The organism is Bacillus sp. MUM 116 (genome assembly GCF_001866655.1).
GTDB lineage: Bacteria > Bacillota > Bacilli > Bacillales > Cytobacillaceae > Neobacillus.
Genome location: NZ_MLYR01000040.1, coordinates 1 through 15,815, shown reverse-complemented (window position 1 = coordinate 15,815; position 15,815 = coordinate 1). Strand labels below are relative to the sequence as shown.

Sequence of the window (15,815 nt, the reverse complement as noted above, 5' to 3'; positions counted from 1 at the left end):
TTTTTTCAGATTATGTTATATTTATATTTAAAATTTATAGAATTTTTTGATTAAGGGAAGGTGAGAGTATGGCAACAGAATTAAAAGTAAATGACAGCAGTCTTCCATTGCGTAGAGATGTCAAATTACTTGGCCAAATGCTTGGTGAAATCCTGATTAATCATGGTGGGGCAGAATTATTCGACAAAGTCGAAAAAATAAGAAACATGTGTAAATCCCTCCGAACTCAATATGAAGAAGAAACTTATGCCGCTTTAAAAACGGAAATCTCCACTTTAAGCAACCCAATGCGTGTGCAGGTGGTCCGTGCTTTTTCTATGTATTTCCATTTAATCAATGCAGCAGAACTAAACCAACGGATTCGCAGACGCAGACAGTATCAACTACAGGCTGAAAAAAACGTTCAACCTGCATCAATTGAAAGTGCGATCCTCTCATTAAAAGAAAACCATATCTCAGAAGAAGTTATTCAGGATGTTCTAAAAACATTGTCATTGGAGCTTGTGATCACAGCCCATCCTACAGAGGCAACTAAGCGGTCGATTCTTGAAATTCAACAGCGAATTGCAGTGATTTTAGAAAAGCTTGATCATCCGCTGCTGACAAAAAGAGAAAAAAACAAGCTTGAAGAGAGCTTGTTTAATGAAGTAACCATTCTGTGGCAGACCGATGAATTGCGTCATACCAAGCCGACAGTAATGGATGAAGTCCGTAACGGTCTTTATTATTTTGATCAAACCCTTTTTGAGGTTCTTCCTGAAATCCATTATGAGGTAAAAGAAAGCCTTGAAAGAAATTACCCTGAAACAAAATGGAATGTTCCTAATTTTCTTCGATTTGGTTCATGGATTGGCGGCGATCGCGATGGAAACCCGAATGTTACCCATGACGTAACGTGGGAGACATTAATTCGTCAAAGAAGAATTGTGTTAAAGAAATATAAAGGGGTACTGAACGATTTAATGAAACGGTACAGCCACTCCACTACTAGGGTAGGAGTAAGTGAAGAACTCCTGCAATTACTAGAAGAACAAGAAGACAAGTATTTAACGGAAGATAAAAATTGGCCAGTCAAAACAGAGGTTTACCGCAGAGTATTTGCGATTATGATTGAGCGGGTTAGACAGGTAGGAAAATCTGAAGTTGGTTATCAATCAGCTGAAGAGTTATTAAAAGATTTGTCCGTCATTCAAAGCAGCTTAAAGAGCCACCATCCTGCCGCCCATGAACTAAAAACAATTCAAAAGTTGATCCGCCAAGTCCAGTTGTTTGGCTTCCACCTTGCGACTCTCGATATCCGAAATCATAGTGGTGAGCACGAAGCAGCGATTACGGAAATCTTAAGGAAAGTAAGAATCACAGAAAATTATGCTGAGCTATCCGAAGAGGAGAAGCTTAAAATTCTGCAAAATATCTTAATTGACCCGCGTCCACTTCTTTTACTAAATGAAGATTATTCGGAAGAAACGCAGGAAATGATTAAAGTGTTCCAAATGATTAAAAAAGCGCATGAAGAGTTTGGGAAACGTTCCATTTCCGTCTATCTCGTAAGTATGACTAAATCTCCAAGTGACCTGTTGGAAGTACTTGTCCTGGCCAAAGAGGCTGGTATCTACAGACTTCATGCAGATGGCACGTTAGAAAGTCATTTAAATTTGGCGCCGCTGCTTGAAACGATTGATGATTTAACCGCTGGACCAAAGATTATGGAAACACTGTTTAAAATGCCATTGTATCGTAATCATTTGCGGATTTTGGGCGACCGCCAGGAAATTATGCTTGGGTATTCAGATGGAAGCAAAGATGGCGGAACTCTTACCGCGAACTGGAAACTGTATAAGGCTCAGATTGAAATTCATGAGATGGCCAAGCGCTATCAGATTGGTCTGAAATTTTTCCATGGCCGCGGCGGTTCACTCGGACGCGGGGGCGGCCCGTTAAACAAAAGTATTCTATCACAGCCTGCTGAAACAATCGGTGATGGAGTGAAAATTACCGAACAAGGTGAAGTATTATCCTCAAGATACTTACTTGAGGACATAGCTTACCGAAGTCTTGAACAAGCGATTTCCACTCTTCTTAGGGTTGCTACACATGTCTTAAAAGAAGCGGATCACGGGGAATTACGTCATGCAGAATGGGAAAAAGCCCTCGACGAAATTTCAGGGGATGCTTTAGCTAAATATCAATCCCTTGTGTTTCATGACCCTGATTTTCTTACTTATTTTAACCAGGCAACCCCACTTAGGGAACTAGGAGATTTAAATATTGGTTCCAGACCGATGAGCCGAAAAAAACAGGGACGATTTGAAGATTTACGGGCGATTCCATGGGTGTTTGCATGGACACAAAGCCGTCAGCTGCTGCCTGCCTGGTTTGCTGCCGGGACGGGTTTAGACAGCTTTGTATCAAAGGATGAAAAGAATCTGACGCTTTTACAGGAAATGTACGAAAAATGGCCGTTCTTCCAATCAACCATTGATAACCTGCATATGGCTTTGATGAAAGCGGATATTACAACTGCTAAGGAATATTTAACACTTGTTGAGGATCAAACGATCGCAGAAAGAATTTTTACAAATATCCTTGATGAATATGAAAAAACGAAGGCCATCCTTTTAAAAATAACAGGTGATGAGGAATTGCTTGATCATACGCCTAATATCAAGGAATCGGTATTTAGACGTAATCCATATGTTGATCCATTGAACTTTTTACAGGTTGAGTTAATTAAACAATTGCGCAGCCAGGAAGAGCCGAATGAAGAATTGCTAACGGAGGTTTTATTAACCATTAGCGGAATCTCGGCAGGACTTCGGAATACTGGTTGATTTTAAAAAACAAACTCTTGATTACAAGAGTTTGTTTTTTAACTCTCAGAAAAAAATAGTCTTTGAAATATAAATGTAATATTTCTCTAACTTTTTTGACAAAATTAGATGTTATACTACTAATTACAACAAAATATTTTTATAATTGGTCGTTTTATGTTAATGGCCATATACATAATGATTAAAAACAATGATTAATAGAATACATAGAAATTTGTCGATAGGAAAGCAGGGAATCAATTGAAAAAGAAACTAACCGCACTAAGTACCATTCTAATGCTTGGTCTTGGAAGTGCTTACTCTCTTCCAGCTGTAAAAGCTGCACCAAATAATAATTTGCAAACTATTAAAGGCCAGCGCTCGGGAATTCAAGCTGGAATTTCAAAAGCAAATTCGGAAATCTCAAAGGTTCAAAATAATCTTGCCAGATTAATAGAACAAGCGAATCGAGTCGATCAAGCAATTAAAGATAATAATTCGATGATGGTAAAAACAGAGAATAACATTAAAGATTCAAATGAGCAAGTTCAGCAATTGGAAAAAGAGGTTGCTGTTTTAAAAGAAAGAATTGCAAAACGAAACGAAATTTTAAAAAAGCGTGCCGTATCCTTCCAAGAGAGTGGCGGAACCGTTAGTTATCTTGATGTCTTATTAGGCGCATCAAGCTTTAGTGATTTTATTGATCGAATTGGTGCTGTTTCAACATTTGTTCAAGCTGATCAGGATTTTATCAAACAGTATGAAGCGGATAAAAAGGAAGTCGAAGTGAAACAAACGACAGTTCAGAAAAAGCTGACAGAGCTTAAGGATATGAAAACTGAACTTCAGGGTATGCATGAGCAGATTTTGGGTCAAAAAAAGGAAAATGAATCTTTAAAGAAAGAATTGAAACAAAAAGAACAAGAGCAATTGGATCGAATTGCAAAACTAAAAGGTAAAGACAGGGAATTGGCTTTAAAAGAATATCAAGTGATTCATGCAAAAGCTGTTGCTCCTGTGTCTGATAACAAAAGTTCATCTAATGACAATAACGGTTCAGTGAATGAGAATAACAGTTCAAGTAACGACAACAATACTGGCAATTCATCGTCAACATCGAATGATTCTGGTTCAGATCATAACACTCCAGTAGCAACTCATTCCGGTGGAAGTGGAAGTGTTCAAACAGTCATTAATGCCGGAAATAAATATATTGGGAATTCTGTTTATGTATTTGGCGGCGGACGTACAGCATCCGATATTGCCAATGGCAGATTTGATTGCTCTAGTTTTGTTCACTGGGCCTTTGCACAAGCAGGTTATAATATTGGTTCAAGTACAGATTCCTTAAAGTACGAGGGAAGACAGGTACCTGCAAGTCAAATGAAGCCGGGAGACCTTGTATTCTTCAATACTTATAAAACAGATGGTCACGTTGGTATTTATGTTGGCGGCGGAAAGTTCATTGGCTCACAAAGCTCAACAGGTGTAGCAATTGCTTCATTGTCTAATAGCTATTGGAAATCAACATTCAATGGTCGCGTAGTACGTATTATAGATTAAATGATAAAATGAGAAGCGGGGTTTAAATCCGCTTCTCTTTATTAATGCGTTACATTGTCCTTTAACATAGCCAATAAAATAAAGACAAACTAGAAGAGGCTGATTTCCGATTTAGGGAATACGGCCTCTTTTTTGGATAAAAATAACTCATTATTGGAAACATAAGGTAACAATGTACAGGGGTTGTCATGTCCATGGTCACTTTATCATTCATTTTAATCAATGTATTTCTGACAGGACTTCTAGCTTTGTTTGACATGAAGCTTTTTGAATACAACTTTCTGGAAGCTGTCCGCGGTGTACTTTTTTCTGAAATTGCAGCTGGCAGATATATTGTTCTAGTTGGGGTGATTATTGGGTTCATTGCAAGTATTGTCATTGATATACGCATTTATATTTCTGAATCCTCACCAAGCCCGCCGCAAACGGGTATGAGCAATATGAAAAATTGACTGCGAAAATGATTGGAAAAAACATCCTGAGTAACATTAAAAAGGTTCAAAAAGAATATCAGACAGATATTTTTGGCTTTGGTGAAGAGATGTATCGTCAAGATTATCAGAATTTCAAAAAGGTTCAAGATCACTGGGATGAGCTCTTTTCGTATGCCATCGTAAAGGTCCACGTGAAAGTACAATTAAGAAGGTCGGGAATTCGGACCAAAAGTCTTTTGAGTAATTGAAATAATCTAGCCCATCTGACTGAAAAGATGGGCTTATTCTTTTTTTTCAAAATTGGGTAATAGGGATAAGTGTCTAGTGCACATTTTTGGGTACCTGAATAGGATATATAGAATTTAAAAAAGGAGGTAATAATATGACTGGTGCAGTAGGCGGCTTCGCTGGCGGCGGCTTTGCCCTTCTAGTAGTACTATTTATCTTGTTAATCATTATCGGAGCTTCATGGTGTGGCGGATTCATTTAATAAAAAATTAGGAGGTAATGAAAAATGTTTGGATATGGTGGTTTTGGCGGCGGATGCTGCGGTGGATTTGGATATGGCGGTGGATGCGGCTGGGGCGGCGGTTTCGCGTTAATCGTTGTCTTGTTCATTCTATTAATTATTGTAGGGGCAGCTTGCTTCTATTAAACCTTAATAATAAAATTTGAAAATCTAGCAGCCCTCTTGATTATTCAAGAGGGTTTTGTCTTTTTTTCCACTTGTCATACTCATTTAGCTCCCCGGATATTTTTTTGACGGCGAAACTAATTACTGCTGCATCGTCGACAAAACCTAATCCAATAATAAAGTCCGGAATCATGTCAATGGGTGAAACAAAATAGAGAATGGCGCCAATAACGGTTGCCATTGTGTTCTTGGAAATGTTTCGGTACTCACCCTTTGAATAGGATTTAATCAGCTCAATCAAAAGTTCCAATTTCCCAAGAACATCACCTAATGAATTTTTCCGTTCCTTCGCTTTACTTTTTGCCTGTTCCATTAACTCATCGATTTTTTGTTGGTGATTGATAAATTCCATTGCTTTATTTTTATATTTATTAGTTTCATTTTCGATTTTTTCCTTTTTGCTAAACAAAAATAATCACTTCTTTCTAAGGAATACATGTTTAGTTTGCCACGAAAACTAAATCCAATGAGTATTAAAAAACACGAGGTGCGCTTTGCACCTCGTGCTCATCATTTAGGCTGAGACCAATTTTCCTAGCACAATCTCATCCACTTCGCTGCCTTCGAGAGTTTCTTTTTTTAATAAAGCATCGACTAATTGCTGATACTGTTGATGATGGTTTTGAATTAGTGCGTCAGCCTTTTCTAATCCTTTATCAAAAAGTTCCTGCATTTTTGTTTCTTTATCCGTTTTATTAAAGGTAAGGGTAAATCCGTCCTGAAGCATTCCGGTATCAACCATTTGTTCAATTATTTGTTTCGCCTGCTGAACATCACCACTAACTCCGATACTGTGTTCACCTAGCATTAATCTTTCAGCAACACCGCCTGCCAAAATCATGGCAATTCGGTCAAGCAAATCGCTGGTTGTTGATAAATGCAATTCCTTTGGTATCGGTGCTACATAGCCCAGCGCATCTCCACGCGGAATAATGGTAGCCTTTCTAACCGAACCCGGTTTCGTTTTAGAAGCAACCAGGGCATGTCCTGCTTCGTGAATGGCCACGCGGCGTTTTGTTTCAGAATCTTGCAAAGAACGGGAAGTACTTCCTAATATTGTACGATCAAGGGCATAATCAAGATCTTCTTTATAGATCATATCTTTGCCATTTCGAACAGCACGTCTACTTGCTGTTTCAAACAGTGATTGAAGCTCGGCACCAGAAAAGCCTGAGGTGCTTTCTGCTAAATCATTTAAAGAAGTAAGCACATCTGCTGCAAGCGCCTTTCCTTTTGTATGGATGGCGATAATTTCCTTTCTTCCTTTGGTATCAGGAAGTGGTACATGGAAGGAGAAGTCAATCCTTCCTGGACGTAAAAATGCATCATCAAGCATGTCTTTTCGGTTCGTTGCGGCGATAAAAAGAATACCATCATTTTTAAAACCGCCATCCATCTGGACAAGAAGCTCTGTTAAGGTTTTTTCAGCTTCTTCACCGCCATGTGCTTTTCTTCTTCCGGCAAGTGCATCTACTTCATCAATGAAAATAACAGATGGACTATGCTTTCTCGCTTCCTGGAACAATGAACGAACCCGGCTTGCTCCGACCCCAACAAAAAGTTCGTTAAATGCTGAACCGCTTGCGGAGAAAAATGATGCATTCAGTTCGCGGGCGATAGCTTGTGCTAATAATGTTTTACCAGTACCCGGAGGTCCATATAATAAAATCCCCTTTGGCGGTTTAATCCCTAGTTTTAGGGCACGTTCCGGTTCTTTTAAGGTGGAAAGGGTTTGTAAAATTTCTTCCTTCATTTCATCCCCAATTCCTCCGACATCATCTAACGTCGTTGACGGAAGAGTGCGTTGTTTTGCTACACTATTTTTCATTGAGTTTGTAAGCCCGAAACCACCTTTCGTCTTTTGCAGAGTGAATGCGGCTCCGGCTAACAGAATGATGACACCGCCGAGAATCCATTTTCCGTATGGGCTGCTATTCGAATAGGAATAATTAATTTTATATTTTTCTACTAGCTTATCGACCATCTGGCTGTTGGGAGGAACATGGGAAATATATTGAGCATTCCCTGCTTTAATGTGGATACTGCCATCAGCACGTTCAGTTAAAGTGACAGTTTTACCATGCTGATTTTGAATGGTTTTCTCCACTGATGAGAAGGGGATTGCCACTTCTGCCTTCGAACTTTGAACAACCCAAACAATTCCAGCTATGACGAATATTAACGCTACAAAGAGCGGAATAAACTTTGAAACTATTTTTTTTGTTTTTTCATTCAATGGTCTTCATCTCCTTTAACCAGAGTACTTCTCTATTATAAATGGGATCTTAGAAAAAAGGATGTGGGAATCGGAGGAAAAAGCATAGATATTTTGAAAAAGCCCCCCTTCTTATATTCAGAAAGGAAGCTTTATCGTTATAACTAAGGCTATTTTCGTATAGATTGTTGTTTTTCGTATAAGTTCATCAACCCGTATAACAAAATGCTTCGTGGCATCTTTTCGTAAGAATATTTGCGGAAATTGCCTAGAAACTTAAGTATTTGACCCTTATTAAGGTCCAAAAGAAACAAAGTTTACGAAAAGAGCCTTAACTAAAGGTTTCGAAGGGTTGGAATGATGGGTGCCAAAACACTTTGAGCGAGAACACCAATACTCACTCCAAGGCTTTGTGCTTTGCTCCATTTGAAAACATGAACTTTTTCTGACTTACCTTCATACAAAAATAATAACTGATCGCCATCTTCGACAATCCCGATTTTTTTATATGGTATATGATGGTCTTTAAGGATAATTTCAAAAGCTTTATGTATCAAATGCAAGGTAGCTTGATCAATCGATGTAATATTCATATTTCCTCCAATAAAAAAATTGATAAAATGCTTTCTTCATTATATTCTTATTTCCGATGATAAAATAGATTTAAATGGTGTCGATGAATTGAAGATTGCAAAGTAATCCTAAGACATATAAGATTGAAGTTATGGACAAAAACTAATTGTCAAAAAAGAGAGGAAGTCAAGATGGGAAACAAATTTACAGAAGAAGTATTATCGCGCCGGACCTTTGCTATTATCTCTCACCCAGATGCCGGTAAAACAACATTGACTGAAAAATTATTATTATTCGGTGGAGCCATTCGGGATGCAGGAACGGTAAAAGCAAAAAAAACCGGGAAATTTGCCACAAGTGACTGGATGGAAATTGAAAAGCAGCGGGGAATTTCTGTTACATCCAGTGTCATGCAATTTGATTATGATGGATTTCGTGTCAATATTTTGGATACTCCTGGACACCAAGATTTTAGTGAAGATACCTATCGTACCTTAATGGCCGTTGACAGCGCCGTGATGATTATCGATTCGGCAAAAGGGATTGAGGAACAAACACTAAAATTATTTAAAGTTTGCCGGATGCGGGGAATTCCAATTTTCACGTTTATGAATAAGCTTGACCGACAAGGAAAACCACCACTGGAACTTCTTGCTGAGTTGGAAGAAGTTCTTGGCATCGAGTCTTATCCGATGAATTGGCCGATTGGAATGGGAAAAGAATTTCTGGGCATTTATGATCGTTATCATAATCGTGTTGAGCAATTTCGTGTGAGTAATGAAGATCGTTTTATTTCTTTAAATAATGACGGGGAGATTGAGGGGAATCACTCAATTAAGAATTCCGGTCTTTATGAACAGACAATAGAGGAAATCTTGCTCCTGAATGAGGCAGGAAATGAATTTTCTGCGGAAAAAGTTGCTGCCGGTAAGTTAACGCCTGTTTTCTTTGGCAGTGCTTTAACCAATTTTGGTGTGCAGACATTTTTGGAGTCCTATCTCCAATTTGCGCCGCCTCCGAAAGCACGTAATTCATCCGTTGGGGAAATTAATCCACTTGGAGAGAATTTTTCAGGATTTGTCTTTAAAATTCAAGCAAATATGAATCCTGCACACCGCGACCGGATTGCCTTTGTTCGGATTTGTTCAGGTAAATTTGAACGTGGAATGAGCGTGAATATCCCTCGCATTGAAAAACAAATCAAGCTTTCACAATCGACATCCTTTATGGCGGAAGAAAGAAATACGGTGGATGAGGCCGTGAGCGGTGATATTATTGGACTTTATGATACAGGTACCTATCAAATTGGCGATACTTTGACAACCGGCAAGGATAATTTTCAATATGAAAGACTGCCACAATTTACACCAGAGCTTTATGTAAAAGTATCTGCTAAAAACGTCATGAAACAAAAGTCTTTTTATAAAGGAATACAGCAGCTTGTACAAGAAGGAGCCATTCAGCTCTTTAAAACCATTAGAATGGAAGAATATTTGTTAGGTGCAGTCGGACAGCTGCAATATGAAGTTTTTGAGCATCGCATGAAAAATGAATACAATGCGGAAGTCATTATGGAACGCTTAGGATCAAAGATTGCCAGATGGGTTGAAGGAGATGTAGTGGATGAAAATTTATCCAGCTCCCGTAGCTTGCTTGTGAAGGACCGCTATGACCATCATGTATTTTTATTTGAAAACGACTTCGCACTAAGATGGTTCCAAGAAAAGAATCCAACAATAAAACTATATAATCCAATGGATAAACATGAATAAAAAACGACGGGAAGCTCCCGTCGTTTTTTTTGTAATGAATTTGGAAATTTTATTTTACACACCCCCACAAATCCTGTAACAAAAAACGTATTTTTGTAATGAAAAGCGATCGCATAAAAAATTTTCAAGAGAGGAAGAAGGTTAAATAAGAAAACGATTTTATTTTGGGCAATAAACGGATCATGACATTCGGAATCAAGCTGTTTTTTCGAATGGTAATGACCCCCTGAAATCTATTACACCTTCTGTATGGTATAATTGGGTGAATAGAGAGGTGAGTCTAATGCTCAGTTTGTTGTTCATGACCAAGAAGAAGAAAAAAACGCTAGAAGAGTCGGTAATATTAATTCAGCAAGGTGACCGTATTCTTCTTAATGAACTGATTGAATCGTACAAACCATTTATTGCAAAAACAGTTTCGTCTGTATGCAAAAGATATATCTATGAAACGGATGATGAATTCAGCATTGGGCTGTTAGCCTTTAATGAAGCGATTGAAAAATATTCATCTGAACGGGGAAGTTCTCTTTTAAGTTTTGCTGAGGTTTTAATAAAAAGAAGAGTAATAGATTACATTCGTAAACAAACAAAGAATCAATATATAAGTCTTGATTTCCAAACCGCGTCCATTGAGGAAGAGTCTCCCGGTACGGTAATTGTAAACGAACTTTCACTTGAAAATTATCATAAAAAAACGGATGAGCAGTTAAGAAAAGATGAAATTATTCAATTTCAACAACTGCTTAAAACCTTTGATTTAAACTTCAGTGATTTAGTGGAAAATTCGCCAAAGCATGCAGATGCACGAAAAAATGCAATTCTTGCCGCTAAAATGATTGTTGATCACCCTGAACTTAAGGAGATATTACTTGAGAAAAAACGGCTCCCCATCAAACAGTTAGAAAAAATGGTGGAGACAAGCAGAAAAACAATCGAACGAAATCGTAAGTATATTATAGCCATTGTACTTATTTTATCTGGTGATTATGTTTTTCTAAAAGATTATATAAAGGGGGTGCTTGAATCATGAAAAAAGGTATAGTTATGGAAATTGAAGATGCGTTTCTATTGCTGTTAACTCCGGAGGGTGAATTTTTACGTGCAAGAAAAAGGAATCAAACCTATGAAATCGGTGAAGAAATTCACTTTTTTCCCATTGAAAATAATGATTTGCGTCCATCCCAAACAGGACGTTCAGTAAAGTACCTGTTAAAAAACCTATTAAAAATGAAACCTTTATGGGCAGGACTGACAGTTCTTCTTTTAATTCTCGGTTTCTTTATTCCTTCTTACCAAGATAAGAAAGCGTATGCCTATATGTCGATCGATGTAAATCCAAGTATTGAACTTGGCGTAAATAAAAAGATGCAGGTAGTCGAATTAACTGGCTTTAATAAAGAGGGAAAAGAAATTATTGCGAAAATTCCTGACTGGGAGAAAAAAGATGTTTCTGACCTTACTGAAAATCTCCTTGGTGAAATGAAAAAGGAAGGCTATTTCAAAGAAACTGAACAAGTAATTATATCAACTGTTCGTACTGAAGAGGCGGAAGAACAGGCTGAGGATAAACTGAAAAAAAACATCGAGGAAATTAAAGAAAAAGTAAATAAACAACATTTAGAAGCTACTGTCCTTAGCGGTACGGAAAAAGAAAGAAAAGAAGCTCATCAATTAGGACTTACTACAGGGAAGTATAAAGAGAAAAAGATTCAATCCACTCAAAGTGTTGTAAATAAAGAATCACAATTGAATAATGGAAAGTCTAAAGTGCAGCAAGATATTCCAGATTCTCTAGTTAAGGCAACAAAACCTCCTGTTAAGCAAAATAAACAAAGTGGAACCGGAAAAATTCCAATAAATCATTCTAGTAAAGAGAAACAATCTTCAAAATGGTCTCATGATTCACAAGAGCAGATAAAAAAGCAACAGCAACAGAAACCAAAAAAACAAGCAATTAATAATAATGATCGGAATAAAAACGAGGGACTACATAAAAACAAAACAGAACATAAGGAAAAATGGCATCAACAAGATAAATCGAATAATACAGGATGGGACCATCAAAATCACCAGAAAGATGATGGAAAATGGAACCGTGAAAATCAACAGAATGACAACGGAAATTCTCGACAAAAGCACAATTTACATAACAATAAAGATGATGGAAAATGGAACCGTGAAAATCAACAAAATGACAACGGAAATTCTGGACAAAAGCACAATTTACATAACAATAAAGATGATGGAAAATGGAACCGTGAAAACCAACAGAATGACAACGGAAATTCTCGACAAAAGCACAATTTACATAACAATAAAGATGGAAATGAATAGTTTCCTTATCATTAAAATTAGAAAAAGTCCGGCATTGAACTGCCGGACTTTTTTTGCCAAAGTATTCAATTATTCTTGTGAGGGATTCCCGGATAGTTGTGCCTGAGCCTGTTTTACAAGTCGCTTCGTTATTTCTCCTCCAACGGAACCATTTGCACGGGAGACCGTATCTGATCCTAAGTGAACACCAAATTCTTGGGCAATTTCATACTTAACCTGATCCATAAATTGTTCAACACCTGGAACTAATAATTTGTTTCTGCTATTCGCCATAGTTATCAACCCCTTAAAATCGCTACAGAGAATAAATCTCTGTAAGGATAGTATTTTTAATCCATTTTATTTTCATGAGTGGTAATGTTTTTCGGATTTGGTTTTCTTTATTAGAAATTAGATAAGAAACTTTTACTTTGTGAATTGTCCAGCGCAAGCGTCCAACCCCTCGGGGTTGCTTCGGCCCGGTCGATGAAGTCAAAAAGCGACTTCACCACCCCGGCCTAAAGCCTTGTCGGGGCTGACCAAGTTGCTTCCGCTTTTCTTTTTAATCTGTCCCTTTCCCTACATCTTTCGAAGGATGCATAAAGGGATAAGCTTTTGGTTTCCGTTTGCTCTCTAGAATCTCCTTATTTTCAGTTGTATTCCAGCCAATATCATTTGTCGGATGAACCCATTCATCTCCCGACATTATGGCTGGATCCGATTCCTCTGTCCAATTTTCCAAAGGTGAATTTTTTGATGCATACATACTGTCCCCAATCACTACACCGTGCTTATTAACAAATGGTGCTTCCATTTTTATCCCAGTCCCTTCATAGCTGGGAGCACTGATTTGATGTGGCAAAGTTTCATCTATATCTAGTCTTTTTAGTGTTTTTTTATGAATTTCCTTTGTCATAAAACATTCACTCCTTTTTCTTATATTTTCCTTCAGCGAAGAAAATTTATATTAAGAAAAAAAAGGAAATGAATGATTATCGTTCTATGATGAAAACTACCTATGTAAGATTATTTTTTTGGGAGGAATAGACGATGGCAAAAAGGAAAGCTGAATTTAATGCAGTTGAAAAGTATTCAAAAACTCCACATAAAAATGTTCAGGAAAGTGAATTTTCAAGCGAATTTTCCCATGAGGAAGACGATCATTTAAGGGGTGCAAATCGAAATTCCAAATTAGGAAGAAAGGGCAGAGGATGATGAGGCCCGGAAATAAAGCACAAATTCCAAATGAGGAATTTAGTATTGAATTTGGTGATGTAAACGGAACAAAGCTTTTTGAAACACTTCAAATTCCGCATAAGGAAAAGAAGAAAAATGAGGATAAAAAACAAAAATAAGCCGGCTTAAAGCCGGCTAGATTATTTTTCTCTGAAGGAGAAAATAACGGTTTCTTCATTCGTAGCGTTAAAATAGGCAACTAAACAGGTAGGGTGATCTATAATCTTTCCTGAGGAAAGGTACTCTTTAAGGTCAAAGGAAAGTCTCTCTAGCATTGTATGCTTAAATAAATCTTTTTCATCAAGCCCTAACTCCACAAACGACTGTTCTAATAAAGCGGGATTTTCGGCGATTTGTTTATAAATATTCACGCGCTCCTCTTTATTAAAGCTAGGATCCCACCAAGGTTTTCTTGGTTTATATTTATGGTTGATTAGGTAGTCATATTTCATTAGTCCAACAACGATATCGAGGTCCTTAATAGAGATATATTCTAAGAAGGAATGCAGTCTGCGGAACAGGTCTTCAAGCTGATGCCCAATTCTTGACCACCCCTGTTCGTCCCAGTAAGTTCCAAATTGCTGGAAGAAATCAAATGGAGAAGAAAAGACGTTAGTAACCAAGTATTCAACCGTCAGGTCCATACGATGGTCATTCCAATATTTTTCTAATACATCTTCCACTTGCTTGATTTTGACAATATCATCAAAAGAAAGTACGTTATTCCCCAAAATTTCATATGGTGAATGATCCATATAAATATATCCATGGTCGGCAGCATGGAGCCGTACCCCGGTTCCCCTGAGCATTTTCAAAAATCCGAGCTGCAATTCCTCTGGCCGCAATTCAAAAACATCATTAAACGTTTTTCGGAAGGAATGGTAGTCTTCTTCCGGAAGGCCTGCAATTAAATCAAGATGCTGGTCGATTTTTCCTCCATCTTTAACCATTGTGACTGTTCGGGTTAATTTTGAAAAATTTTGTTTTCGCATCACAAGCTCGTTTGTATAATCATTGGTCGATTGAACTCCTATTTCAAAGCGAAATAGACCTTTTGGTGCTTCTTGATTAAGAAAATCAATTACTTCAGGCCGCATAATATCCGCGGTTATTTCAAACTGGAAGACAGTTCCAGGGAGATGTTCATCAATCAAAAAGCGAAACATATCCATTGCGTAGCTTCTGCTGATATTGAAGGTACGGTCTACAAACTTAATGGTTTTGGCACCATTCGCCATTAAATAACGGATATCCTCTTTTATTTTTTCTCTTTCAAAATAACGAACTCCAACTTCGATTGAGGATAAGCAAAATTGGCAGCTAAATGGACAGCCACGGCTTGTCTCAATGTAAGTGACACGTTTCCCCAGATGCGGGAGATCTTCCGGAAAACGATACGGAGAAGGGAGCTCTTTTAAATCAAGCTTGTTCATTTGCGGGGTAACCGCCACCTGATCCTCGTTCCGGAAAGCAATGCCAGGGACATTTCGATAATTTTTGTTCGTTTCAATTTCAGTAAGAAGCTGTTTAAAGGTTTGTTCCCCCTCGCCCATCACAATAAAATCGACTTGAGGAATTTTCTCCATCCATTCTGAAGTATCATATGAAACTTCAGGGCCCCCAAAAACAATGATGATGGAAGGATCAATTTTTTTAAGCATGTTCACAACTTTAATCGTTTCTTCTATATTCCAAATATAACAACTAAATCCAATAACATCCGGTTTTTGTTGATAGAGGTCAGTGACGATATTCATGACCGGATCCTTTATGGTGTATTCCTTAATTTTTATATTAAATTCAGGCAGGGCATAAGCCTTTAAATAACGAATAGCCAGGTTTGTATGAATATATTTGGCATTTAAGGTAGTGCAAATGACGTTCATAAAAAAACTCCTTTATGATAATAAAACAATATTTAATTATATCTCATTCTTGTCTAAAAGAGTAGATGCTAAACCGGCAAAAAGAGCTAGAGGGCTTCTGTTATACCACAACTTTGGTGCTGTTATATAATTGTGAAAACGCTTCAAAGTCATTTATATTAGGAAATTTTTATATGAAAATAAAGTGTTATAAAAAAATCTCTCTGTGTGTAACAATTGTCACAGATTTATTAGAAACTATTGCCTGATAATACTCTTGGGGAAGTTAATCTACTTTTATTTTGTTATAAAGGCTATTTTCGCATAGATTGTTGTTTTT

17 protein-coding genes are annotated in these 15,815 nt (G+C 37.5%); 11 read left to right on the top strand and 6 right to left on the bottom strand.

The genetic code is table 11. The features are described from left to right. The first annotated feature begins 68 nt into the window (after positions 1 to 68). From ppc to BIV60_RS11270, 6 genes are all read left to right on the top strand, one after another. Positions 69 to 2,831 (top strand): phosphoenolpyruvate carboxylase, encoded by a 2,763-nt coding sequence (gene ppc / locus BIV60_RS11290; RefSeq protein ID WP_071355842.1) that lies wholly within the window; start codon positions 69 to 71, stop codon positions 2,829 to 2,831. 240 nt (positions 2,832 to 3,071) lie between these two features. Then, entirely contained in the window at positions 3,072 to 4,373 is a 1,302-nt protein-coding gene (locus BIV60_RS30755; RefSeq protein ID WP_071355841.1) for a coiled-coil domain-containing protein, read from the top strand. Between the two features lie 194 nt (positions 4,374 to 4,567). Further along, positions 4,568 to 4,825 carry a hypothetical protein gene (locus tag BIV60_RS11280; protein WP_071355840.1) on the top strand — a complete coding sequence of 86 codons (258 nt, stop codon included), beginning with the start codon at positions 4,568 to 4,570 and terminating at the stop codon, positions 4,823 to 4,825. A gap of 8 nt (positions 4,826 to 4,833) precedes the next feature. Beyond that, a complete protein-coding gene (locus BIV60_RS11275; RefSeq protein ID WP_071355844.1) occupies positions 4,834 to 5,055 on the top strand; it encodes a Ger(x)C family spore germination C-terminal domain-containing protein in 222 nt (73 codons plus the stop codon). Between the two features lie 134 nt (positions 5,056 to 5,189). Next, complete coding sequence (locus tag BIV60_RS28380; protein WP_083402216.1) at positions 5,190 to 5,297, top strand: YjcZ family sporulation protein; 108 nt, start codon at positions 5,190 to 5,192, stop codon at positions 5,295 to 5,297. 24 nt (positions 5,298 to 5,321) lie between these two features. Beyond that, entirely contained in the window at positions 5,322 to 5,462 is a 141-nt protein-coding gene (locus BIV60_RS11270) for a YjcZ family sporulation protein (protein ID WP_071355839.1), read from the top strand. Between the two features lie 40 nt (positions 5,463 to 5,502). Here the strand turns inward: BIV60_RS11270 and BIV60_RS11265 are convergent, their stop codons facing one another. From BIV60_RS11265 to BIV60_RS11255, 3 genes are all read right to left on the bottom strand, one after another. Next, on the bottom strand, positions 5,503 to 5,910 hold the full coding sequence (locus tag BIV60_RS11265) for a YkvA family protein (protein ID WP_256218386.1): 408 nt from the start codon (positions 5,908 to 5,910) through the stop codon (positions 5,503 to 5,505). Between the two features lie 105 nt (positions 5,911 to 6,015). Further along, complete coding sequence (locus tag BIV60_RS11260; RefSeq protein WP_071355838.1) at positions 6,016 to 7,737, bottom strand: AAA family ATPase; 1,722 nt, start codon at positions 7,735 to 7,737, stop codon at positions 6,016 to 6,018. Positions 7,738 to 8,051: 314 nt separating this feature from the next. Then, positions 8,052 to 8,309, bottom strand: coding sequence for a hypothetical protein (locus tag BIV60_RS11255; RefSeq protein ID WP_071355837.1), 258 nt, complete (start codon positions 8,307 to 8,309; stop codon positions 8,052 to 8,054). A 171-nt stretch (positions 8,310 to 8,480) separates the two neighbouring features. Here BIV60_RS11255 and BIV60_RS11250 point away from each other — a divergent pair, with 171 nt between their 5' ends. The 3 genes from BIV60_RS11250 to BIV60_RS11240 all read left to right on the top strand — a co-directional run bounded on the left by BIV60_RS11250 (position 8,481) and on the right by BIV60_RS11240 (position 12,395). Next, on the top strand, positions 8,481 to 10,061 hold the full coding sequence (locus BIV60_RS11250) for a peptide chain release factor 3 (RefSeq protein WP_071355836.1): 1,581 nt from the start codon (positions 8,481 to 8,483) through the stop codon (positions 10,059 to 10,061). A 274-nt stretch (positions 10,062 to 10,335) separates the two neighbouring features. Further along, positions 10,336 to 11,091: an RNA polymerase sigma factor SigI gene (gene sigI, locus BIV60_RS11245; protein ID WP_256218385.1), complete on the top strand. Its 756-nt coding sequence runs from the start codon at positions 10,336 to 10,338 to the stop codon at positions 11,089 to 11,091. Then, positions 11,088 to 12,395: an anti-sigma-I factor RsgI family protein gene (locus tag BIV60_RS11240; protein WP_071355834.1), complete on the top strand. Its 1,308-nt coding sequence runs from the start codon at positions 11,088 to 11,090 to the stop codon at positions 12,393 to 12,395. The genes sigI and BIV60_RS11240 overlap by 4 nt, the downstream gene beginning before the upstream one ends. 69 nt (positions 12,396 to 12,464) lie before the next feature. On the opposite strand, the gene BIV60_RS11235 is transcribed toward BIV60_RS11240, so the two are convergent. Next, a complete protein-coding gene (locus BIV60_RS11235) occupies positions 12,465 to 12,668 on the bottom strand; it encodes an alpha/beta-type small acid-soluble spore protein (protein WP_071355833.1) in 204 nt (67 codons plus the stop codon). 268 nt (positions 12,669 to 12,936) lie between these two features. Continuing rightward, entirely contained in the window at positions 12,937 to 13,290 is a 354-nt protein-coding gene (locus tag BIV60_RS11230) for a DUF3905 domain-containing protein (protein WP_071355832.1), read from the bottom strand. Positions 13,291 to 13,424: 134 nt separating this feature from the next. Here BIV60_RS11230 and BIV60_RS29615 point away from each other — a divergent pair, with 134 nt between their 5' ends. Both BIV60_RS29615 and BIV60_RS29610 read left to right on the top strand, forming a co-directional pair. Further along, entirely contained in the window at positions 13,425 to 13,589 is a 165-nt protein-coding gene (locus BIV60_RS29615; RefSeq protein WP_177177274.1) for a hypothetical protein, read from the top strand. Continuing rightward, positions 13,589 to 13,729: a hypothetical protein gene (locus BIV60_RS29610; RefSeq protein WP_177177273.1), complete on the top strand. Its 141-nt coding sequence runs from the start codon at positions 13,589 to 13,591 to the stop codon at positions 13,727 to 13,729. Before BIV60_RS29615 ends, BIV60_RS29610 begins: the two co-directional genes overlap by 1 nt. A 21-nt stretch (positions 13,730 to 13,750) precedes the next feature. Here the strand turns inward: BIV60_RS29610 and BIV60_RS11225 are convergent, their stop codons facing one another. Further along, positions 13,751 to 15,496, bottom strand: a complete 1,746-nt coding sequence (locus BIV60_RS11225; RefSeq protein WP_071355831.1) for a B12-binding domain-containing radical SAM protein — start codon at positions 15,494 to 15,496, stop codon at positions 13,751 to 13,753. Positions 15,497 to 15,815: the final 319 nt, after the last annotated feature.